This is a genomic window from Kosakonia sp. CCTCC M2018092 (assembly GCF_003864115.1).
Lineage (GTDB): Bacteria > Pseudomonadota > Gammaproteobacteria > Enterobacterales > Enterobacteriaceae > Kosakonia > Kosakonia cowanii.
In genome coordinates, this window is the sequence record NZ_CP034225.1 from 3,277,170 (window position 1) to 3,298,373 (window position 21,204).

Consider the following 21,204-nt stretch of genomic DNA (forward strand, 5'->3'; position numbering starts at 1 on the left):
CTTAGCGTGCCGGCTGAGTAGTCACGGTGGACTGCTCGTAGTGATAGCGACCTGTCTTCAGGCTGCTCGGCCCAAGGCGAGCAAATTTGAACATCAGGAACACTTCGGCCACCATAAACAGCGTATAAAGGCCGCAAATCAGAATCATTGAGAACAGCAGATCGCCGACGGTCAATGAGGAGTTGGCAACGGCAGTCGGCAGCACTTCACCAATCGCCCACGGTTGACGACCGTATTCCGCCACAAACCAGCCTGCTTCAATCGCAATCCACGGCAGCGGAATGCCATACAGCGCGGCGCGCAGCAGCCATTTCTTCTCACCGATACGGTTACGGATCACTGTCCAGAAGGAGATGCCGATAATCAGCAGCATCAGCACGCCACTGGCTACCATCAGACGGAAGGCGAAGTAGAGCGGCGCAACGCGTGGAATAGAGTCCTGGGTCGCTTTCTGGATCTGCGCTTCCGTCGCGTCGGTGACGTTCGGGGTATAGCGTTTCAGCAGCAGGCCGTAACCGAGATCTTTCTTCACGTTATTGAACTGCTCACGTACTGCCGGATCCGCAGAGCCGGAGCGCAGCTGTTCAAGCAGCTGGTACGCTTTCATGCCGTTACGGATACGCTCTTCGTGCTGCACCATCAGGTCTTTCAGGCCAATAACCGGCGTGTCGACGGAGCGGGTAGCGATAATGCCGAGCGCAAACGGGATCTGGATAGCGAATTTGTTCTCTTGTTTATCCTGATCCGGAATACCAAACAGGGTAAACGCTGCAGGAGCCGGTTGGGTTTCCCACTCCGCTTCGATTGCCGCCAGTTTGGTTTTCTGCACGTCACCCATTTCGTAACCGGACTCATCGCCCAGCACGATAACGGAGAGGATTGCCGCCATACCGAAGCTGGCTGCGATAGCAAAGGAGCGTTTCGCAAAAGCAACGTCACGACCGCGCAGCAGGTAGTAGGAGCTGATACCGAGAATAAAGATAGCGCCGCAGGTGTAGCCGGAAGCCACGGTGTGCACAAATTTGACCTGCGCAACCGGGTTAAGCACCAGTTCAGAGAAGCTCACCATCTCCATACGCATGGTTTCGAAGTTGAAATCAGAGGCGATGGGGTTCTGCATCCAGCCGTTGGCGACGAGGATCCAGAGTGCGGACAAGTTGGAGCCCAGAGCAACGAGCCAGGTTACCGCCATGTGCTGAACTTTGCCCAGACGATCCCAACCGAAGAAGAACAGACCCACGAATGTGGATTCGAGGAAGAAGGCCATCAGACCTTCAATGGCCAGCGGCGCACCGAAAATATCCCCAACGTAGTGAGAATAGTAAGACCAGTTAGTCCCGAACTGGAACTCCATGGTCAGACCGGTCGCCACGCCCAGCGCGAAGTTGATCCCAAACAACTTGCCCCAGAACTTGGTCATATCTTTGTAGATCTGTTTGCCGGAGAGGACGTAGACCGTTTCCATAATTGCCAGCAGGAACGCCATACCAAGCGTCAGCGGCACAAACAGAAAGTGGTACATCGCGGTCAAGGCAAACTGTAAGCGTGACAGTTCGACTATATCTAACATCATGACTCCTTGCTCATCGCATGAAGACTCCGAGAGTAAACCCCCGTTAGCGAAGGTTCACACGCATGCCCCAATACAAATTTGCTGCACTGTTTTATTCACTCTCCCAAATGTCGGGACAATGAATAAAAAAAGTTACAACCAGGTTAATAAAAAATTCGAATTGATCTCGCGAATATATTACTCCGCAAAACCCTAACAATAAAAAGCATTTATTGATTATGTTTTACGTTTTACGACGGCGATCAATTAATCCCCAATTTTGCACTTCGCGGTCAATTTGATCGGCGACAATTTAACGAGTTTTGACCGCTTTTCCAAGCTTTTAAATATTGATTTAAATCATTTACCATTGACGTTGTTAATTTTGTATTTAAGGTGTCCGGCGGGTAAAAACAGTGTTAATAACATGTTTAATGTAACGCAATTTATGGTTATCAATTGACGAATAAAGCGAAGAAAGGCAGGTTACTTTACGCGGTAAGTTAAAAACGTGAAAAGTGGGTAACTCTTAAGTGAAACAGCTCACCTATTTCCAGATTGATTTTACAAATATTTCACTTATCCAGTTAATATAATTAACACCGCTTCGTTATTATAAAAATAAGCATCTTTAAAAGGCGATACTTAGCGCTATTATTCATAACTTTTATAACCTGCTTTCAGGTCGCCGGATAATGCTGCAAGTCCCCTCCCCTGCCTGCCTCCCTCTTTTTACCACGCATAGATTCGGGCAATAAAAAAGGCCGCTCCAGGAGCGGCCAACCATGTCGAATTGCGCTGCTCCCCTGCAAGGGGGAGCGATGGTTTTTTATTTAATTACGGTTTTCAGAGCGTCGCCGATATCGGCCAGGCTGCGCACGGTTTTCACGCCAGCAGCTTCCAGTGCCGCGAACTTCTCGTCCGCCGTACCCTTACCGCCTGCGATAATGGCGCCTGCGTGGCCCATACGCTTGCCTTTCGGCGCGGTAACACCGGCAATGTAGCCAACAACCGGTTTGGTGACGTGCTCTTTGATGTAGGCTGCGGCTTCTTCTTCCGCGCTACCACCGATCTCACCGATCATCACGATCGCTTCGGTCTGCGGATCTTCCTGGAACAGTTTCAGGATGTCGATAAAGTTAGAGCCCGGGATCGGGTCGCCGCCGATGCCCACACAGGTGGACTGACCAAAACCGTAATCCGTGGTCTGTTTAACCGCTTCATAGGTCAGGGTACCGGAGCGGGAAACGATGCCGACTTTACCCGGCTGATGGATATGGCCCGGCATAATGCCGATTTTGCACTCGCCTGGGGTGATCACGCCCGGGCAGTTCGGCCCGATCATGCGCACGCCAGCTTCATCCAGCTTCACTTTCACCGTCAGCATATCCAGCGTCGGGATACCTTCAGTGATGGTGATAATCAGTTTGATACCTGCGTCGATCGCTTCCAGGATGGAGTCTTTGCAGAACGGAGCCGGAACGTAGATAACCGTTGCGGTCGCGCCGGTCGCTTCTACCGCTTCACGCACGGTATTGAAGACTGGCAGGCCGAGGTGCGTGGTGCCGCCTTTGCCTGGCGTTACGCCACCAACCATCTGCGTACCGTAGGCAATCGCCTGTTCGGAGTGGAATGTACCCTGGCTTCCGGTGAAGCCCTGGCAGATAACTTTGGTGTTCTTATCGATCAAAACAGACATTATTTCCCCTCCACTGCGGCAACAACCTGCTGTGCTGCATCCGTCAGACTTTTCGCTGCGATAATATTCAGGCCGCTGTCAGCCAGGCGCTTGGCACCCAGTTCAGCGTTGTTACCTTCCAGGCGTACGACTACCGGCACGTTCACGCCAACTTCTTCTACTGCACCGATGATGCCGTCTGCGATCAGGTCGCAGCGCACGATGCCGCCGAAGATGTTAACCAGAACGGCTTTCACGTTCTCATCGGAGAGAATGATTTTGAAAGCTTCGGTTACGCGCTCTTTGGTTGCGCCGCCGCCAACGTCAAGGAAGTTAGCCGGTTCGCCGCCGTGCAGTTTAACGATGTCCATGGTGCCCATCGCCAGACCTGCGCCGTTAACCATGCAGCCGATGTTGCCGTCGAGAGCTACGTAGTTCAGCTCCCACTGCGCAGCCTGTGCTTCGCGCGGGTCTTCCTGAGACTGGTCGCGCATTTCGCGCAGATCCGGCTGGCGGAAGAGTGCGTTACCGTCAGCGCCCAATTTGCCGTCGAGGCAGATCAGGTCGCCCTGCTTAGTGATCACCAGCGGGTTGATTTCGATCAGCGCCAGGTCGCGCTCAAGGAAAATGGTCGCCAGACCCATAAAGATTTTGGTGAACTGCTGAACCTGCTTACCTTCCAGACCCAGTTTGAACGCCAGGTCACGACCCTGATACGGCATCGGGCCGGTCAGCGGATCGATGGTGGTTTTGTGGATCAGGTGCGGGGTCTCTTCCGCCACTTTCTCAATCTCAACACCGCCTTCGGTGGAGGCCATGAACACCACGCGACGCGAGCTACGGTCAACTACCGCGCCCAGGTAGAGCTCTTTGTCGATATCGGTCGCCGCTTCAACCAGAATCTGGTTAACCGGCTGGCCGTTAGCGTCTGTTTGGTAGGTTACCAGGCGTTTACCCAGCCAGTGCTCCGCGAATGCGCGGATCTCTTCTTTGCTGTTCACCACTTTTACGCCGCCCGCTTTACCGCGGCCGCCTGCGTGAACCTGGCATTTTACGACCCACGGGCCTGCGCCAATTTTCGATGCCGCTTCTTCGGCTTCACGCGGGGTAGTACAGGCGTATCCAACCGGAGTCGGCAGACCTGACCGGGCAAAAAGCTGTTTCGCCTGATACTCATGTAAGTTCATCTGTTCTATCCATCCTTCAGGTAATCATTATCAGGGTGTCTGCGGGTCGGGGTACCCTGTTTGCCGGATCCGCCCACAGTCAGGTGATGACTTCAGGCCCGGCATCCGCCGGGCCCTGGCCGACTACACGTCCAGCAGCAGACGGGTCGGATCTTCCAGCAGCTCTTTGATGGCGACCAGATAGCCCACAGACTCACGGCCGTCGATCAGACGGTGATCGTAAGAGAGCGCCAGGTACATCATCGGCAGGATCTCAACCTTGCCATCAACCGCCATCGGGCGATCTTTGATGGCGTGCATGCCGAGGATCGCGCTCTGCGGCGGGTTGATGATCGGGGTGGACATCAGCGAACCAAAGACGCCGCCGTTGGTAATGGTGAAGTTACCGCCGGTCAGATCTTCCACGGTCAGCTTGCCGTCGCGCCCTTTCAGCGCCAGCTCTTTAATTTTCTTCTCGATATCTGCCATGCCGAGGGTGTCGACATCGCGCAGCACCGGGGTCACCAGGCCACGCGGCGTGGAAACAGCCATACTGACATCGAAATAGTTGTGGTAAACCACATCATCGCCATCGATAGAAGCGTTCACTTCCGGGTAGCGTTTCAGCGCTTCAACCACCGCTTTCACGTAGAAGGACATAAAGCCCAGACGGATGCCGTGACGCTTCTCGAACGCGTCGCCGTACTGCTTACGCAGATCCATAATCGGCTTCATGTTGACTTCGTTGAAGGTCGTCAGCATGGCGGTGGAGTTTTTCGCTTCCAGCAGACGCTCGGCTACGCGTTTGCGCAGGCGGGTCATCGGAACGCGTTTTTCCGTGCGGCCAGCCGGGGCCGGAGCCGGGGTGCTGGCAGCAGCCGGAGCTGCCGCTGGCGCAGCGCTCTGCGCCGGGCCTTTCGCCAGATGCTTCTCAACATCTTCACGGGTCAGACGACCACCAACACCGGTACCTTTGATGTCGCTGGCTTCCAGGTTGTGCTCGGCCAGCAGGCGACGGATCGCCGGGCTCAGGGCATCATTGTTCTGCTCTTCCAGCGAGGCCTGCTGGCGCTGCGCCGGTGTAGACTCTTTCTCTTCAGATTTAGCACTGCTCTCTTTGCCTGCGCTGTTGCCCTCTTTCAGACGGCCCAGAATCTGGCGGGAGGTAACGGTTGTGCCTTCCTCTTCCAGCACGGCATCAAGGATGCCGTCCGCTGACGCCGGCACTTCCAGTACCACTTTGTCAGTTTCGATTTCTACCAGCACTTCATCACGTTTAACGCTATCGCCTGGTTTTTTGTGCCAGGTTGCAACGGTCGCGTCAGCAACGGACTCAGGCAGATCGGGAACAAGAATATCTACGCTACTCATTATTTATCCTTTAATTAATTGACGTTCAGCGCGTCATTTACCAGATCTTGTTGCTGTTTCTGGTGAACGGAGAGGTATCCCACCGCCGGAGAGGCGGAGGCCGGGCGACCTGCGTAACGCAGACCAGCCCCAAATGGAATCACATCACGGAAGTGATGCTGGCTGCAGTACCATGCGCCCTGGTTCAGCGGCTCTTCCTGGCACCAGACAAAATCATGCACATGCGCGTACGGCTTCAGCGCTTCCTGCACCGCCTGGTGCGGGAACGGATAGAGCTGCTCGATGCGGACAATCGCGACATCTTTCTGGTCGTTCTTACGACGCTGTTCCAGCAAATCGTAATAAACCTTACCCGAACAGAGGATAACGCGTTTCACGCCCTGCGGATCGAGATCGTCCACTTCGCCAATCGCCGGCATAAAGGTGCCGTTTGCCAGCTCATCAAGCGTTGAAACAGCCTGCGGATGACGCAGCAGCGATTTCGGTGACATCACAATCAGCGGACGACGCATACCGCGCAGCGCCTGACGACGCAGCATGTGGTAAACCTGCGCCGGGGTCGACGGCACGCAAACCTGCATATTCTGCTCGGCGCAGAGTTGCAGATAACGCTCCAGACGCGCGGAGGAGTGCTCCGGGCCTTGCCCTTCATAGCCGTGCGGCAGCAGCATGACCAGGCCACACATACGGCCCCACTTCTGCTCGCCGGAGCTGATGAACTGGTCGATAACCACCTGCGCACCGTTGGCGAAGTCGCCGAACTGCGCTTCCCAGATGGTGAGCGTGCGCGGCTCAGCGGTGGCGTAGCCATACTCAAACGCCAGTACCGCTTCTTCCGACAGCACGGAGTCCCAGACGCGGAACGCGCCCTGGCTGTTATGCACGTGCGCCAGCGGGGTGTAAGTCGAACCGTTAGTCTGGTTATGCACCACCGCATGACGATGGAAGAAGGTGCCGCGCCCGGAGTCTTCACCGGAGAGACGCACCGGAATGCCCTCATCTACCAGCGTGGCGTAAGCCAGCGTCTCCGCGCCGCCCCAGTCGAACAGCTTCTCGCCGTTCGCCATCAGCTGACGGTCAGCGTAGATTTTCGCTACGCGGGACTGCATCTCAATCGCGTCCGGTACGGTGCTGATGCGCTTCGCCAGCTCTTGCAGGCGCTTCATCTCCACCTTGTTCGGGTAGCTCTCATCCCACTCGTGGTTGAGGTACGGCGACCAGGTAAAGGAGTGCATATTCATTGGACGCCATTCAGCGACAACGCACTCACCGGCGTCGAGCGCATCGCGGTAGACGTTAGCCATTTCGGTGGCGTCTTCAGCGGCGATGGTGGTTTCCTGCTCCAGACGGCTGGCGTAAATCTGGCGCGGCGTCGGGTGCTTTTTGATCTTCTGGTACATCAGCGGCTGGGTTGCGCTCGGCTCATCGGCTTCGTTATGGCCGTGACGGCGGTAGCACACCAGGTCGATAAAGACATCGCGTTTGAAGGTATTACGGAAATCGAGCGCCAGGCGTGTCACAAAGGCTACGGCTTCCGGATCGTCCGCGTTAACGTGGAAAATCGGTGCCTGCACCATTTTACCGATATCGGTACAGTACGGCGTTGAGCGCGCATCCAGCGGGTTCGAGGTAGTGAAGCCCACCTGGTTGTTAATAACAATACGCACGGTGCCGCCCACTTCGTAGCCGCGGGCTTTGGACATGTTGAGGGTTTCCTGCACCACGCCCTGGCCTGCGACCGCCGCGTCACCGTGAATGGTGATCGGCAACACTTTGTTGCTGCTCGGCTCGTCGAGGCGATCGAGACGCGCGCGCACGGAGCCGATAACTACCGGGCTTACGATCTCGAGGTGCGACGGGTTAAACGCCAGCGCCAGGTGAACCAGGCCGCCTTCGGTTTCAACGTCGGACGAGAAGCCCATATGGTATTTCACGTCGCCGGTGCCGAGATGCTCTTTATGTTTACCGGCAAATTCGTCGAACAGGTCCTGCGGTTTTTTGCCCAGCACGTTAACCAGCACGTTCAGACGACCGCGGTGCGCCATGCCCAGCACCACTTCACGAGTGCCGCTTTTACCGGCGTGGCGGATCATCTCTTTCAGCATCGGTACCAGCGCGTCGCCACCCTCAAGGGAGAAGCGTTTTGCACCCGGGAATTTCGCGCCCAGATAGCGCTCCAGCCCTTCGGCGGCGGTCAGTTCGCTTAAGAAGCGCTTTTTCTCTTCTGCCGAGAAGCTGGATTTACCGGTGGCCGACTCGATGCGCTGCTGGATCCAGCGTTTCTCTTCGGTGCTGGTGATGTGCATGTACTCCGCGCCGATGGAGCCACAATAGGTCTCTTTCAGCGCGTGGAGCAGCTCGCCCAGCGGCATGGTGTCTTTGCCGATAGCAAATGACCCGACATTGAAGCTGTTCTGGAAATCGGCTTCGGTCAGGTCATGGAATGCGGGATCGAGATCGGCGACCCTCTCCTGCTGCCATAATCCCAGCGGATCGAGATTCGCATGCTGGTGACCACGGAAGCGGTAGGCGTTAATGAGCTGCAGGACTTTGACCTGCTTAACGTTGGTATCGGGGTCGGAAATCGAGGGGGAGTAACGTGAAGCGTCCTTCGCCAGCTGGCGGAAGTAATCACGCGTTTTGGAGTGGAACTGATCCGGTTTGACTCCGGTACCTGGTAACTGCTGGAACATAGATCGCCAGTTCGCATCTACCGAGTCAGGATCGGTTAAGAAGTCTTCATAGAGCTGTTCTATCCAGCTCTGGTTAGACCCAGAGAGGTAAGAAGAGTCCAGCCAGGCTTTCATTGCGCCGTTCTGCATCGTGATCCCTTAAGCATTGTTATGCTTACTTCGCCGTGGATAACTTCGACGTACACGTACGCGCACGTCCCAGGGTTCACCTGCGGGTTCTTTGACCCGCGAAGGAACCTTTAAAAACAGCCTAATCTTCGTTGTTCGGGCTGCGACGGCGTTGGCTGCCTTCACTCATTCCGGTCACATAACTCCCCGGGATGGGCTCAGTTGCTGCCTTGTCTCGCGCCAAACATCTCGATTATGTTTCAGTGGCGGTTTTTAGAGGTTTCTGCTGCTTTACTCGCCCGGTGTGCTTGCGCTTACCGGGCTACTCAATACTGTAGGCCGGATAAGCGCAAGCGCCATCCGGCTTTACTTTTTTATGCACTGCGTTGCAACAACATTGACTTAATGTGGCCAATGGCGCGCGTCGGGTTAAGCCCTTTCGGACATACACTGACGCAGTTCATGATGCTGTGGCAGCGGAATACGCTGAAAGCATCGCTCAGGCCATCGAGGCGTTTGTCTGTTTCCGTATCGCGGCTGTCGATCAGGAAGCGGTACGCCGCCAGCAGGCCTGCCGGGCCGATGAATTTCTCCGGGTTCCACCAGAACGAGGGGCAAGAGGTCGAGCAGCAGGCACAGAGAATACACTCATACAGACCGTCGAGTTTCTCACGCTGTTCAGGCCCCTGCAGGTGCTCACGCGCCGGTGGATTTTGCCCATTATTCAACAGGTAAGGCTTAATTTTTTCATATTGGGCATAGAACTGCCCCATGTCCACCACCAAATCGCGAATTACCGGCAGACCTGGCAGCGGGCGGATGACAATCTTCTTCTTGCCGTTGCCAAGCGCGGAAATCGGGGTGATACAGGCCAGCCCGTTTTTGCCGTTCATGTTCAGGCCATCGGAACCGCACACCCCTTCACGGCAGGAGCGGCGGAACGACAGCGTGGAGTCGGTCTCTTTCAGCTGCATTAACGCATCAAGCAGCATCATGTCGCGACCCTCTTCCGATTCGAGGGTGTAATCCTGCATACGCGGCGCGTCGTCGACGTCCGGGTTATAGCGATAAATCGAGAATTCGAGTTTCATCAATCCTGTCTCCGCATTAATAAGTACGAATCTTCGGCGGGAACGCCGGACGCAGTTTCGGTTCCATATTGACGCTGCGACGCGTCATAGATTCCGTCTCTGGCAGGTACAGGGAGTGACACAACCAGTTCTCATCGTCACGATCCGGATAGTCGAAGCGGCTATGCGCGCCACGGCTTTCGGTACGGAAGTTGGCAGAAACCGCCGTTGCATAGGCCGTTTCCATCAGGTTATCCAGTTCCAGACACTCAACGCGCTGGGTGTTGAACTCGCTGGAGGTGTCGTCCAGACGGGCGTTTTTCAGACGCTCGCGGATCACTTTCAGCTGTTCCAGACCCTTCGCCATCGCATCGCCTTCACGGAAGACCGAGAAGTTGTGCTGCATACACTCTTGCAGCGCTTTACGAATGGTGACCGGATCTTCGCCATCGCGGTTGTTGTTCCAGCGGTTAAGGCGCTCAAGGGAGGCGTCGATATCGGAATCGCTGGCATCACGCAGCGCGCCCTGCTCGGCGATAGACTCCTGCAGATGCAGACCCGCCGCGCGGCCGAATACCACCAGGTCAAGCAGCGAGTTGCCGCCCAGACGGTTGGCGCCGTGTACCGATACGCAGGCGATTTCGCCGACCGCGAACAGACCCGGAATAACCACGTCTTCGCCCTGGGCGTTAACGGTCAGCGCCTGGCCGGTCACTTTGGTCGGAATACCGCCCATCATGTAGTGGCAAGTCGGGATAACCGGGATCGGCTCTTTCACCGGATCGACGTGGGCAAAGGTGCGCGACAGTTCAAGGATCCCCGGCAGGCGCGATTCCAGCACCTCTTTACCGAGGTGATCGAGTTTCAGCTTGGCGTGCGGGCCCCATGGGCCATCGCAACCACGGCCTTCGCGAATTTCGATCATGATCGAGCGCGCAACCACGTCGCGGCCCGCCAGATCTTTCGCGTTCGGCGCATAACGCTCCATAAAGCGCTCGCCATGTTTATTCAGCAGGTAACCGCCTTCACCGCGGCACCCTTCGGTGACCAGTACACCTGCGCCGGCGATGCCGGTCGGGTGGAACTGCCACATCTCCATATCCTGCACCGGAACACCGGCACGCAGCGCCATCCCGACACCGTCACCGGTGTTGATGTGTGCGTTGGTGGTGGACTGGTAAATACGCCCCGCCCCACCGGTTGCCAGCACGGTTGCACGCGCTTTGAAGTAGACCACTTCACCGGTTTCGATACAGAGCGCCGTACAGCCGACCACCGCGCCATCCTGGTTTTTCACCAGATCGAGCGCATACCATTCGGAAAAGATGGTGGTGTGGTTTTTCAGGTTCTGCTGATAAAGGGTGTGCAGCAGCGCGTGACCGGTACGGTCAGCTGCGGCCGCAGTACGTGCCGCCTGCTCGCCGCCGAAATCTTTCGACTGGCCGCCAAACGGACGCTGATAGATACGGCCATCTTCCAGACGGGAAAACGGCAGGCCCATATGTTCCAGCTCAAGAATCGCTTCCGGGCCGGTTTTACACATATATTCAATGGCGTCCTGGTCACCGATATAGTCGGAACCTTTTACCGTGTCATACATGTGCCATTCCCAGTTATCTTCATGGGTATTGCCCAGCGCAACGGTGATACCGCCCTGCGCAGAGACAGTGTGGGAACGGGTTGGAAAGACTTTAGAGAGCAGCGCACAGGTTTGCCCGCTCTGGGAAATTTGCAGCGCCGCGCGCATACCTGCGCCACCTGCGCCAATTACAACAGCATCAAATTCTCTGACTGGCAGTTTCATTACACACCCCACACCACAACGAATCCATAAATGACGTACGCAAGCAGCGCAACAACAATCACCAGCTGCAGCAGCAGGCGCGTTGCAACGTGTTTAACGTAGTCGGTCAATACCTGCCACATACCGATCCACGCATGGATCAGGATGGAAAAGAGCGCCAGCAGGGTAAAGACTTTCGTGAAGGCGGAGGAGAAGAAGCCCGTCCAGACACCCCAGGTCACTTCGCTGTGCAGCGCGAAAAAGCCGACCATGTAGATGATGTATAACGTCAGGACAATAGCGGTAGCACGGACGAGAATAAAATCATGTACGCCGTTGCGTCCTAATGCGGAGGCGTTGCTTACCATACGAGGACTCCTGCGAGAATTGAAAGCACGACAGTGATCACAAAAGAAATATTAGCGGAACGTTTTCCTGCGGCGAAGTTCTCTTCCAGCCAGCCAAAATCCATAAACATGTGGCGAATGCCGCCGACAGCGTGATACGCCAGCGCGGTAAGGATGCCCCAGAAGATGAATTTGACGAAGAAACTGCTCATGATGGCAGAAGCGGCCTGGAAGCCCTCTTCAGATGACAGCGATAAGCCCAGTAACCACAACAGAATGCCGAGCGCCACAAACGTGATGACACCGGAAACGCGGTGGAGAATGGAAGCTATAGCCGTAACAGGAAACTGGATCGTTGTTAAATCCAGATTGACAGGTCTTTGTTTTTTCACATTTTTTATCATGAATAACGCCCACATGCTATTCTTATAGTTTCCTTCCTCCGGTCTGCGTGCGGGTCAGACAGCGTCCTTTCTATAACTGCTCGTCATGCAAAAAATGTGCTTCCAGATGCTAAACGACAGGTTACAACGCTGGGTGGCTCGGGATGGCAGGGTATTCCGGAGACCTGGCGGCAGTATAGGTCGTTCACAAAATCATTACAATTAACCTACATATAGTTTGTCGGGTTTTATGCAGAACAGTGACCGAGGTCACGATAACAACATTATTTTAAAATTTAATCATCTGATTTGACAAAAGTTAAACATTCTTGTTACAAACTACGCCAGAAAGAACTTATAATGCTTAAAAGTTATGGGGTCTTGCTTTCACCTGAGAATAAGTTATGTAACAGTGTGATGGTATTGACCGATTTAATTAGGACAGTTATTAGTGATATACAGGTTTGATAAATTCGGACTGCTAAGACGCTGATTTGCTGTTTTTTCACTGTATTTTCAATGTGTATCTGCACGCGCCTATCGCTCTGTACCCTGGTATCTCCTCTTCGCAGAGCAGCGAGCTATATAACAATTCGTTAACATTGACGGTCAAGTGAAGGCAAACCCGGTGGCTGGCGGTCTTAAGCAATAAGGCGCTAAGGAGACCGTAAATGGCTGATAAGAAAGCAACCATCACCTACAATGGTGACGATGCTATTGAACTGGATGTGCTACAAGGCACGCTCGGTCAGGATGTTATTGATATCCGTAGTCTCGGTTCAAAAGGGGTTTTCACTTTTGACCCAGGTTTTACCTCAACCGCATCATGCGAATCGAAAATCACCTTTATCGACGGCGATGAAGGGATTCTGCTGCACCGTGGCTTCCCCATCGATCAACTGGCGACTGAGTCCAACTATCTGGAAGTGTGCTACATCCTGCTGTACGGCGAAAAACCGACTCAGGCACAGTTTGAAGAGTTCACGCTGACAGTGACCCGTCATACGATGATCCATGAGCAGATTACCCGTCTGTTCCACGGTTTCCGTCGCGACTCGCACCCGATGGCGGTGCTGTGCGGTGTGACCGGCGCGCTGGCGGCGTTCTACCACGACTCGCTGGATGTGAACAATCCGCGCCACCGTGAAATCGCTGCGTTCCGTCTGCTTTCCAAAATGCCGACCGTGGCCGCGATGTGCTACAAATACTCCATCGGTCAGCCGTTTGTTTATCCGCGCAACGACCTCTCCTATGCGGGCAACTTCCTGCACATGATGTTCTCCACGCCGTGCGAACCGTACGAAGTGAACCCGGTTCTGGAACGCGCCATGGATCGTATTCTGATCCTGCACGCTGACCATGAGCAGAATGCGTCCACCTCTACCGTGCGTACCGCAGGCTCTTCGGGCGCGAACCCGTTTGCCTGTATCGCGGCCGGTATCGCCTCCCTGTGGGGACCGGCGCACGGCGGCGCGAACGAAGCCGCACTGAAGATGCTGGAAGAGATCAGCACTGTTAAACACATTCCGGAATTCCTGCGTCGCGCCAAAGATAAGAACGATTCGTTCCGTCTGATGGGCTTCGGTCACCGTGTCTATAAGAACTATGACCCGCGCGCTACCGTGATGCGTGAAACCTGCCATGAAGTGCTGCGTGAACTGGGCACCAAAGACGATCTGCTGGAAGTGGCGATGGAGCTGGAGCACATTGCGCTCAACGACCCGTACTTCATCGAACGCAAACTCTACCCGAACGTCGATTTCTACTCTGGCATTATTCTGAAAGCGATGGGGATCCCGTCATCCATGTTTACGGTGATCTTCGCGATGGCGCGTACCGTAGGCTGGATTGCGCACTGGAACGAGATGCACGATGACGGCATTAAGATTGCCCGTCCGCGTCAGCTCTATACCGGTTACGAAAAACGTGAGTTTTCGTCAGATCTGAAAAAAGATTAATCCCCGCTAATGCCCGGTGGCGCTGTGCTTACCGGGCCTGCAACTGCACTACCCCGTAATATTGCCCGATGGCGCTTTGCTTATCGGGCCTACGATCATATTTCCATGCACCGGAACAATTGCCCGATGGCGCTACGCTTATCGGGCCTACGATTACATTTCCATGCACCGGAACAATTGCCCGATGACGCTACGCTTATCGGGCCTACGATCACATTTCCATGTACCGGAACAATTGCCCGATGGCGCTACGCTTATCGGGCCTACGATCACATTTCCATGAACCGGAACAATTGCCCGATGGCGCTACGCTTATCGGGCCTACGATGGGTGAAATGGCTCGGTTCCGTAGGCCGGATAAGGCGGAGCCGCCATCCGGCACGTTCTCGTTTACCACTGACTCATTTACCGCTGACACCCCGGGCACCAATAAAAGGGTCGTGAGGAGAGCGTCGTCTTCTCAATGATCCCGCCACAACGCTCGCATTTCTTCCCGGCCCGATGAAACACCTTAAAGCGAAACAGCGCCCCGTGATGCTTTTTCTCATCAACACGCCCACGGGTTTGATACGAGAGACGCGGGATCGCCAGCAATGCATCTGCCAGCAGATCCAGCTCGCTCTCGCTAAGCTGCTCCGCTTTGCGCTGCCCGGTCAGCCCGCTGTGCCAGAGAATTTCGACGCGCAAATAGTTACCGAGTCCGGCGAGAAACGCCTGGTCGAGCAGCAGCCCGGCAAACTGCCGACGCCGAAAGCGCGGCGAGAGCAAACGCGCTTTCACCTCCTCCACCGTCAGGCGCATATCCAGCACATCCGGCCCTACGCGCAGCAAAAAGGGGTGCTGCGCCAGTTGCTCCGGCGTCAGCAATGCAATCTCCGAGGCGCTGTAGAGCAAAATCGCTTTATCCGCCGCCTGCAAGCGCACGCGCAGCACGCGGTTGGTTTCGGGTATCTCACCCGCCTTTACCACGCGCCAGACGCCGTAAAGCTGGTTGTGGCTATAAAGCGTCAACCCGCCGGAAAAGTGCGTTAACAGCGCTTTGCCGCGTGTCTCAATGGCGTCGATCTGCTGCCCCACCAGCCCGGCGGCATAATCAGTAAGATGAGGCTGGGCAAACCAGACCTCGGTCAGCGGTTTGCCCTTAATCGCGGCTTCCAGCGTATCTGCCGCGCGGCGGATCTCCGGTCCTTCCGGCATGAAAACTCCTTATCAGCGTGATGAAACGGTAATGCCTTCGGCAATAAACGCGGCGCGTAAACGGCGGGCAAAAGCCAGCGCATGCGCGCCATCGCCATGCAGGCAGACCGTTTGCGCGTTAACGGGCGCATAGTCACCCTCAACGCTTTTGACGCGCCCGCGCTGCACCATCTCCAGCGTTTGTGCCAGCGCCAGCTGCTCATCTTCAATTAACGCGCCCGGCTCACCGCGCGGCACAAGCTGGCCGCTGCGCTGATAGCCGCGGTCGGCGAACACCTCTTCCCGCGTCGCTAACCCCAGCCGCTCGCCTGCGCGGAACAGCTCGCTGCCCGCCAGCCCGACCAGGATTAGACCGGGATTGAGATCCCGTACCGCATGGGCGATAGCATCGGCAAGCGCCGCGTCCTGCGCCGCCTGGTTGTAGAGCATGCCGTGGGGTTTTACATGCGAAAGCCTCGCACCGCGGGACTTCGCCAGCGCCGCCAGCGCGCCACACTGGTAGAGCACCTCGCTATAGACCACGTCCGGCGCGGTGGACATTCTCTTGCGGCCAAAATTCTCGCGATCGAGAAATGACGGGTGCGCGCCGATAGCGACGTTATTCGCCAGCGCCAAATCAATGCAGGTGAGCATGGTCGCGGCATCACCAGCGTGAAAGCCGCAGGCGATATTCACCGAGCTCACCACCTGCATCAGCTCGCGGTCGTTGTCGGCAAAGCCTTCGCCGATATCGGCGTTTAAATCAATCCGCATCGTGCAGCCGCCACGCCAGTTGATCGAGGAACAGCCGCTGTTCGCGCCGTGCCTGCAACGCCTCGTCGAGCGAGCACTGCACAAAGTGCACGGGCTGACCGAGGCGAATTTGCGCCAGACGGTAGAGATCGGCTTCGATAATGCAGGCAATACGCGGATAACCGCCGGTGGTCTGGCAATCATTCATCAACACGATCGGCTGACCATTTGCGGGCACCTGGATAACGCCGGGCAGCAGCCCGTGGGAGAGCAGATCACGCTCGGTTGTGCGCACCAGCGGCTGGCCCTGCAGGCGGTAGCCCATGCGGTTGCTCTGGGGATTGATATGCCACGGCAGGCGCCAGAATGCCTCCTGGGAGGCGGCATCAAACTCGTGATACTCCGGCCCCGGCAGGGCGCGGATACGGTTGGTCCATAACAGCTGTTTCACACCCTGCTGCGCGCTGAAGTCCCGCGCAGGTGTACCGAGCGGCAACGTGTCGCCATCGCGCAGCAAGCGCCCTTCCAGCCCGCCAATAGCGGTTTTCAGATCGGTACTGCCCGATCCCATCACTTCCGGCAGATCGAAACCGCCTGCAACCGCGAGATAACTGCGCACGCCAAAGCGGGGACGATTCAGCACCAGCCGCTGCCCGGCCTTCGCCGCAAAGCGCCAGCCGGTCCAGACGTCCGTGCCATCAAGCGTCGCATCGCAGCCTGCGCCGGTGAGAGCAAACCAGCAGTCGCGGGCGAACTCCACTTCACACTGGCCGAGCGTAATCTCAAGAGCGGCAGCCTCCGGCGCGTTGCCGACCAGCGCATTGGCAATCTCCAGCGCCGGGCCATCGAGCGCGCCGCTGTAGCTGACGCCGGACTGGCGCAGGCCGATACGTTTACCGCCCTGCAACGAGGTATACATCCCCGCGCGAAGAATTTTTAACATACGCCCTCCTTGCGCGGGATAAAGCGCAGCGTATCGCCAGGCCGCAGCAGCGACGGCTCCGCTAAGCGCGAGTTAAATAGCGTCAGATCGGTGCGCCCAATCAGGTTCCAGCCGCCGGGGCTCTCCAGCGGGTAAATCCCCGTTTGCGCGCCGCCAATGCCGACCGACCCGGCAGGCACACTGACGCGCGGCTCCGCCCGACGTGGCGTGGTGAGCGCCTCCGGCATGCCGCCGAGATAGGGGAAGCCGGGCTGAAAGCCGATAAACCACACCCGGTATTCGATAGAGGCGTGCAGCTCGACAACCTGCTTCTCACTCATGCCGCAGTGGTCGGCGACATGCGCCAGATCCGGCCCGGCCTCGCCGCCGTAGACCACCGGGATCTCAATCGCCCGCGACTCCGGCTCCAGCGCCTCGCTCTCTTCCCACCAGCGCTGCAGATGCTCAATCGCATCCAGCGCCAGCGTGGTGGGATCGCGCAGCACAACGGTAACGTTATTCATCCCCGGGATCGCTTCCACTACCTCCGGGAATGTCGCCAGCCGCTGCGTCAGCCGCCAGATACGCTTTTGCGTCGCCAGCTGCACCGGCGGCTCCAGCTCCAGCACGACGGCGGTTTCGCCTAACAGATAACAACGCGCTCGCTGCACTTGCCTGCTCCTTACGCCGGGTTAGGGATATCGATAAAGGTCACATCCAGATCGGTGTTGGCAGTCAGCCACTCGCCGAGGGCGCGAATGCCGCCGCGCTCGGTGGCGTGGTGCCCGGCAGCGAAGAAGTGCAAACCCTGCTCGCGCGCGGAGTGAATAGTCTGCTCCGATACTTCGCCAGTGATAAAAGCATCGACACCGAAGGCCGCGGCTTTATCAATAAAGCCCTGACCGCCGCCGGTACACCACGCCACGCGCTTGATGGTGGCAGGCCCGGTATCGCCGCACCACAGCGGTTTACGCCCCAGACGCGCTTCGATCCACGATGCCAGTTCGAGACCGGGAACCGGCATAGACAGCTCGCCCCACGGCACCAGCGGTTCAATCTCCCCCTGTACCGTGATGCCAAGTAGTGCGGCAAGCTGCACGTTATTCCCCAGCTCCGGGTGCGCGTCGAGCGGCAGATGCCAGCCGTAAAGGTTGATATCGTTCGCCAGCAGGGTTTTCAGGCGGTTGCGCTTCATGCCGCGAATGATCGGCGCTTCGTTTTTCCAGAAGTAACCGTGATGCACCATCACCGCATCAGCTTCAAGCCGCACAGCCTCATCCAGCAGTGCCTGGCTTGCGGTCACGCCGGTGACGATTTTGCGTACTTCTTCGCGCCCCTCAACCTGCAGGCCATTCGGGCCGTAATCGCTGAACGCCGCACTGTTGAGTTTTTCGTTAATCAATTTTTCCAGTTCGCTATTTTTCATGCTCACTCTTACCCTTTTCGCGCGGCTTCATAGGCCGCCAGCGTGGCGCTTCGCGCCTGTTTATGATCGACAATCGGGCGCGGATAATCGAGCTTAACGCCCTGCTTATCTGCCCAGACCCAGGGTTGATGAATAGCCTTCGGCGGCACGGTTTTCAGCTCCGGCAGCCAGCGGCGAATAAACTCGCCATCCGCATCGAAACGCTCGCCCTGAGTAGTCGGGTTGAAGATACGGAAGTAGGGCGCGGCATCAGTGCCGGTTGAGGCCGCCCACTGCCAGCCGCCGTTATTCGCCGCGTAATCGCCATCCACCAGTTGAGCCATAAAATAGCGCTCTCCCACCCGCCAGTCGATAAGCAGGTCTTTGATCAGGAAGCTGGCGGTAATCATACGCAGACGGTTATGCATCCAGCCGGTCTCATTCATCTGACGCATCGCTGCATCAACAATCGGATAGCCGGTGATCCCCTTTTTCCACGCCTCCAGATGCTGCGGGTTATCCTGCCACTGCACCTTTTCCGTCCACGTGATAAACGGGCGATGCTTACACAGCGCCGGATGGTAGGTGATGAGGTGGCGATAAAATTCGCGCCAGATAAGCTCGCTCAGCCATACCGCGCCCGGCCCACCTTCCAGCACACCCGGCTGCTCAGCGAGCAAGCGGTGCAGACACTGGCGCGGCGAGAGCGCGCCGATGGCGAGGCTCGCCGAGAGACGACTAGTGCCCTCAATAGCGGGGAAATCGCGCTGCTGCTCATACTCTGCCACCTGGTGCTGGCAGAAGTGGCGTAGTCGGGCGATGGCCTGCTTCTCATCCGGCGGGAAGAGTTTTTCGTCAAAGGGCTGTTGTGGGTAGTTGAGCGACAGCGGCTCAACCTTCAGTGCTCCGCCTTCGCGCGGCTGCGGCGCGGCGACGCACTCCGGCAGATCCTCTTTTAAACGGCGCAAGAAGGCGTTTTTAAAGGGGGTGAAGACTTTAAACATCTCGCGATTGCCGGTCATTACGCTGCCGGGAGCCAGCATCACGCTGTCATCAAACCCCTGGCAGGCGACGTTGGGCAGTGCTTTCTCCACCGCCGCATCGCGCTGGCGCTCATTAAGCTCGTATTGGTAGTTATAAAAAAGGTGGCTGACCTGCTCCTGCTCGCAAACCTCGGCAACCGTCTGCACGCTGGCGGCAAAGTCATCCACTTCGCGGTAGATAAGCTCAATGCCGAGCCCGGCGAGCGCCTGCTGCAGCGCATTGAGATGGGACTCAATCAGTGCAGCCTGACGCGGTGCCATCAAGTGCTGCTGCCACTGTTTCGGCGTGGCGATAAAGAGGGCTTTAACTGTTGCGTTCGCGCTGCGGCAGGCTGCCGCCAGCGCAAGATTATCGTGCACGCGCAAATCCGTGCGAAACCAGACCAGATGGGTGGTCATAATGCTCCTAATGTCCGTAACGTAAGCGCAGCGCTTCCGGCCAGGGGTCAAAATAGCGCTGTCCGGAGAGATAAGCGTCCGGGAACTCAGCCATATAGTGTTTCAGTAAGGTGACGGGTGCCAGCAGCGGCTGAATGCCCTGCCGGTAGCTGTCGATCAGCTTCGACAGCTCTTCACGCTGGCGGGCATTGAGCTGCTTGCGGAAGTAGCCCTGCACATGCATCAGCACGTTGGTGTGGTTACGGCGAGTGGCCTGGTGTGAGAGCAGATCCATCAGGCGCTGGCGATACTCCACAAACCACTCCTCGAGAGAGGCCCACTCATGGATGGCGGCGACAAAACGCCCCAGCTCGCGGTACTTCGGCTGCGAGTGGGCCAGCAGCAACAGCTTGTAACGGCTGTGGTAGGCGATCAGTTCGCCACGCGTCAGGCCACGCTCGCGCACGCTGTTCAGTTCATGCAGGGCGTAAATACGCTCAACAAAGTTCTCGCGGATATGGGGATCGTGCAGGCGACCATCCTCTTCCACCGGCAGCCACGGATGGGTCTCCATCAGAATGTCGGTAAAGATGCCGCGCCCGGCTTTGCGGTTGTTTTTGCCATCCGCGTCGTATACGCGCACCCGCTCCATGCCGCAGGAGGGGGATTTGGCGCAGACGATATAGCCGCACAAATGGTCGAGACGGCTGACGCGCTCGCGGGAGAAGTGCGCCATCTGCTCGGTTAAATCTCCTTCCCGTTTGTCGCTAAAGCGCAGCGATACACCGCTCTCCTCTTTGACCAACCGCAGCGCCGGACGTGGCACCGGCAGGCCAATGGCCATCTCCGGGCAGACTGGCTCAAAACGCATCCACGGTGATAGCTCTTCAACTGCGAAGGCAAGCCGCTTATGGCCGCCGTCAAAACGGACTTGTTCCCCTAATAAACAGGCACTGATGCCGACAGGGATTTTCTCACTCATAGCGACTCCTTGATTAGACATAGTCATTGTAGTCAAAGGCCGCAGGTAAAAAAAAGCCACCGCAATTGCGGTGGCGCGATCGGGTTGCTGTGTGTAGCCCGATTAATAAAAGTCGCAGGTTACTTTTTCTGCTTGATCCATCCATACCGGTTTTTCGCTGGTCTTCGCCCAGACGCGGTGCAGATAGCTATAAAACCGTGCGCGATCCTTCCAGAACAACATCACCGGCAGTGCCAGCAGACCCGCCGCAACGGCGAAAGCACGACGCATCAGCACAATGTGCGCTGGAAACATTTTGTATGTGTTCATAAATCTCTCCCCTTTGTCAGGCCGGTATCGGGCACCGGAAAAAAGTTACCGCAGCGGTAAGTGAGTAACGAAAAAACGCTGCGAGACTGAAATCTGCTCAAAATAATACCGGTTTGTTTGTAATTTT

The 21,204-nt window shown here is 56.7% G+C and carries 18 protein-coding genes; 1 reads left to right on the forward strand and 17 read right to left on the reverse strand.

Translation table 11 applies throughout. The features are described 5' to 3' along the window. Position 1 precedes the first annotated feature (1 nt). The 9 genes from cydA to sdhC all read right to left on the reverse strand — a co-directional run bounded on the left by cydA (position 2) and on the right by sdhC (position 12,187). A complete protein-coding gene (gene cydA, locus EH164_RS15655; protein ID WP_023478219.1) occupies positions 2-1,570 on the reverse strand; it encodes a cytochrome ubiquinol oxidase subunit I in 1,569 nt (522 codons plus the stop codon). 811 nt (positions 1,571-2,381) lie between these two features. Next, complete coding sequence (gene sucD, locus EH164_RS15660) at positions 2,382-3,251, reverse strand: succinate--CoA ligase subunit alpha (protein WP_023478233.1); 870 nt, start codon at positions 3,249-3,251, stop codon at positions 2,382-2,384. Continuing rightward, positions 3,251-4,417, reverse strand: coding sequence for an ADP-forming succinate--CoA ligase subunit beta (gene sucC, locus EH164_RS15665; RefSeq protein ID WP_034811760.1), 1,167 nt, complete (start codon positions 4,415-4,417; stop codon positions 3,251-3,253). Before sucC ends, sucD begins: the two co-directional genes overlap by 1 nt. 123 nt (positions 4,418-4,540) lie before the next feature. Continuing rightward, on the reverse strand, positions 4,541-5,767 hold the full coding sequence (odhB, locus tag EH164_RS15670; RefSeq protein ID WP_023478231.1) for a 2-oxoglutarate dehydrogenase complex dihydrolipoyllysine-residue succinyltransferase: 1,227 nt from the start codon (positions 5,765-5,767) through the stop codon (positions 4,541-4,543). A 14-nt stretch (positions 5,768-5,781) separates the two neighbouring features. Then, positions 5,782-8,589, reverse strand: coding sequence for a 2-oxoglutarate dehydrogenase E1 component (gene sucA, locus EH164_RS15675; RefSeq protein WP_023478236.1), 2,808 nt, complete (start codon positions 8,587-8,589; stop codon positions 5,782-5,784). Positions 8,590-8,942: 353 nt separating this feature from the next. Beyond that, positions 8,943-9,659 carry a succinate dehydrogenase iron-sulfur subunit gene (locus tag EH164_RS15680; RefSeq protein WP_023478213.1) on the reverse strand — a complete coding sequence of 239 codons (717 nt, stop codon included), beginning with the start codon at positions 9,657-9,659 and terminating at the stop codon, positions 8,943-8,945. Between the two features lie 16 nt (positions 9,660-9,675). After that, positions 9,676-11,442: a succinate dehydrogenase flavoprotein subunit gene (sdhA, locus tag EH164_RS15685; protein ID WP_034811756.1), complete on the reverse strand. Its 1,767-nt coding sequence runs from the start codon at positions 11,440-11,442 to the stop codon at positions 9,676-9,678. Continuing rightward, a complete protein-coding gene (gene sdhD / locus EH164_RS15690; protein ID WP_023478217.1) occupies positions 11,442-11,789 on the reverse strand; it encodes a succinate dehydrogenase membrane anchor subunit in 348 nt (115 codons plus the stop codon). The genes sdhA and sdhD overlap by 1 nt, the downstream gene beginning before the upstream one ends. Next, on the reverse strand, positions 11,783-12,187 hold the full coding sequence (sdhC, locus tag EH164_RS15695) for a succinate dehydrogenase cytochrome b556 subunit (RefSeq protein ID WP_034811753.1): 405 nt from the start codon (positions 12,185-12,187) through the stop codon (positions 11,783-11,785). Before sdhC ends, sdhD begins: the two co-directional genes overlap by 7 nt. Positions 12,188-12,822: 635 nt before the next feature. On the opposite strand from sdhC, the gene EH164_RS15700 reads away from it, so the two are divergent. Then, on the forward strand, positions 12,823-14,109 hold the full coding sequence (locus EH164_RS15700; protein ID WP_042712794.1) for a citrate synthase: 1,287 nt from the start codon (positions 12,823-12,825) through the stop codon (positions 14,107-14,109). A 405-nt stretch (positions 14,110-14,514) separates the two neighbouring features. On the opposite strand, the gene nei is transcribed toward EH164_RS15700, so the two are convergent. From nei to EH164_RS15740, 8 genes are all read right to left on the reverse strand, one after another. After that, positions 14,515-15,306 carry an endonuclease VIII gene (gene nei / locus EH164_RS15705; RefSeq protein ID WP_124969098.1) on the reverse strand — a complete coding sequence of 264 codons (792 nt, stop codon included), beginning with the start codon at positions 15,304-15,306 and terminating at the stop codon, positions 14,515-14,517. A 12-nt stretch (positions 15,307-15,318) separates the two neighbouring features. After that, complete coding sequence (gene pxpA / locus EH164_RS15710; protein WP_124969100.1) at positions 15,319-16,059, reverse strand: 5-oxoprolinase subunit PxpA; 741 nt, start codon at positions 16,057-16,059, stop codon at positions 15,319-15,321. Then, positions 16,049-16,981 carry a 5-oxoprolinase subunit PxpC gene (gene pxpC, locus EH164_RS15715; RefSeq protein WP_124969102.1) on the reverse strand — a complete coding sequence of 311 codons (933 nt, stop codon included), beginning with the start codon at positions 16,979-16,981 and terminating at the stop codon, positions 16,049-16,051. The genes pxpA and pxpC overlap by 11 nt, the downstream gene beginning before the upstream one ends. Next, complete coding sequence (pxpB, locus tag EH164_RS15720) at positions 16,975-17,631, reverse strand: 5-oxoprolinase subunit PxpB (protein ID WP_124969104.1); 657 nt, start codon at positions 17,629-17,631, stop codon at positions 16,975-16,977. Before pxpB ends, pxpC begins: the two co-directional genes overlap by 7 nt. Positions 17,632-17,642: 11 nt before the next feature. Continuing rightward, entirely contained in the window at positions 17,643-18,386 is a 744-nt protein-coding gene (locus EH164_RS15725; protein WP_124969106.1) for a type 2 GTP cyclohydrolase I, read from the reverse strand. Between the two features lie 8 nt (positions 18,387-18,394). After that, the gene (phrB, locus tag EH164_RS15730; RefSeq protein ID WP_124969108.1) at positions 18,395-19,807 is read right to left on the reverse strand and encodes a deoxyribodipyrimidine photo-lyase; all 1,413 of its coding nucleotides are present in this window, start codon (positions 19,805-19,807) and stop codon (positions 18,395-18,397) included. Positions 19,808-19,814: 7 nt separating this feature from the next. Then, positions 19,815-20,768: a 2-thiouracil desulfurase family protein gene (locus EH164_RS15735; protein ID WP_124969110.1), complete on the reverse strand. Its 954-nt coding sequence runs from the start codon at positions 20,766-20,768 to the stop codon at positions 19,815-19,817. 102 nt (positions 20,769-20,870) lie between these two features. Next, a complete protein-coding gene (locus tag EH164_RS15740) occupies positions 20,871-21,077 on the reverse strand; it encodes a YbfA family protein (protein WP_023478218.1) in 207 nt (68 codons plus the stop codon). Between the last annotated feature and the right edge of the window lie 127 nt (positions 21,078-21,204).

Coding starts and splice junctions, on each gene's coding strand:
- cydA (WP_023478219.1), bottom strand. CDS start 1,570: ATGTTAGATATAGTCGAACTGTCACGCTTACAGTTTGCCTTGACCGCG.
- sucD (WP_023478233.1), bottom strand. CDS start 3,251: ATGTCTGTTTTGATCGATAAGAACACCAAAGTTATCTGCCAGGGCTTC.
- sucC (WP_034811760.1), bottom strand. CDS start 4,417: ATGAACTTACATGAGTATCAGGCGAAACAGCTTTTTGCCCGGTCAGGT.
- odhB (WP_023478231.1), bottom strand. CDS start 5,767: ATGAGTAGCGTAGATATTCTTGTTCCCGATCTGCCTGAGTCCGTTGCT.
- sucA (WP_023478236.1), bottom strand. CDS start 8,589: ATGCAGAACGGCGCAATGAAAGCCTGGCTGGACTCTTCTTACCTCTCT.
- EH164_RS15680 (WP_023478213.1), bottom strand. CDS start 9,659: ATGAAACTCGAATTCTCGATTTATCGCTATAACCCGGACGTCGACGAC.
- sdhA (WP_034811756.1), bottom strand. CDS start 11,442: ATGAAACTGCCAGTCAGAGAATTTGATGCTGTTGTAATTGGCGCAGGT.
- sdhD (WP_023478217.1), bottom strand. CDS start 11,789: ATGGTAAGCAACGCCTCCGCATTAGGACGCAACGGCGTACATGATTTT.
- sdhC (WP_034811753.1), bottom strand. CDS start 12,187: ATGTGGGCGTTATTCATGATAAAAAATGTGAAAAAACAAAGACCTGTC.
- EH164_RS15700 (WP_042712794.1), top strand. CDS start 12,823: ATGGCTGATAAGAAAGCAACCATCACCTACAATGGTGACGATGCTATT.
- nei (WP_124969098.1), bottom strand. CDS start 15,306: ATGCCGGAAGGACCGGAGATCCGCCGCGCGGCAGATACGCTGGAAGCC.
- pxpA (WP_124969100.1), bottom strand. CDS start 16,059: ATGCGGATTGATTTAAACGCCGATATCGGCGAAGGCTTTGCCGACAAC.
- pxpC (WP_124969102.1), bottom strand. CDS start 16,981: ATGTTAAAAATTCTTCGCGCGGGGATGTATACCTCGTTGCAGGGCGGT.
- EH164_RS15725 (WP_124969106.1), bottom strand. CDS start 18,386: ATGAAAAATAGCGAACTGGAAAAATTGATTAACGAAAAACTCAACAGT.
- phrB (WP_124969108.1), bottom strand. CDS start 19,807: ATGACCACCCATCTGGTCTGGTTTCGCACGGATTTGCGCGTGCACGAT.
- EH164_RS15735 (WP_124969110.1), bottom strand. CDS start 20,768: ATGAGTGAGAAAATCCCTGTCGGCATCAGTGCCTGTTTATTAGGGGAA.
- EH164_RS15740 (WP_023478218.1), bottom strand. CDS start 21,077: ATGAACACATACAAAATGTTTCCAGCGCACATTGTGCTGATGCGTCGT.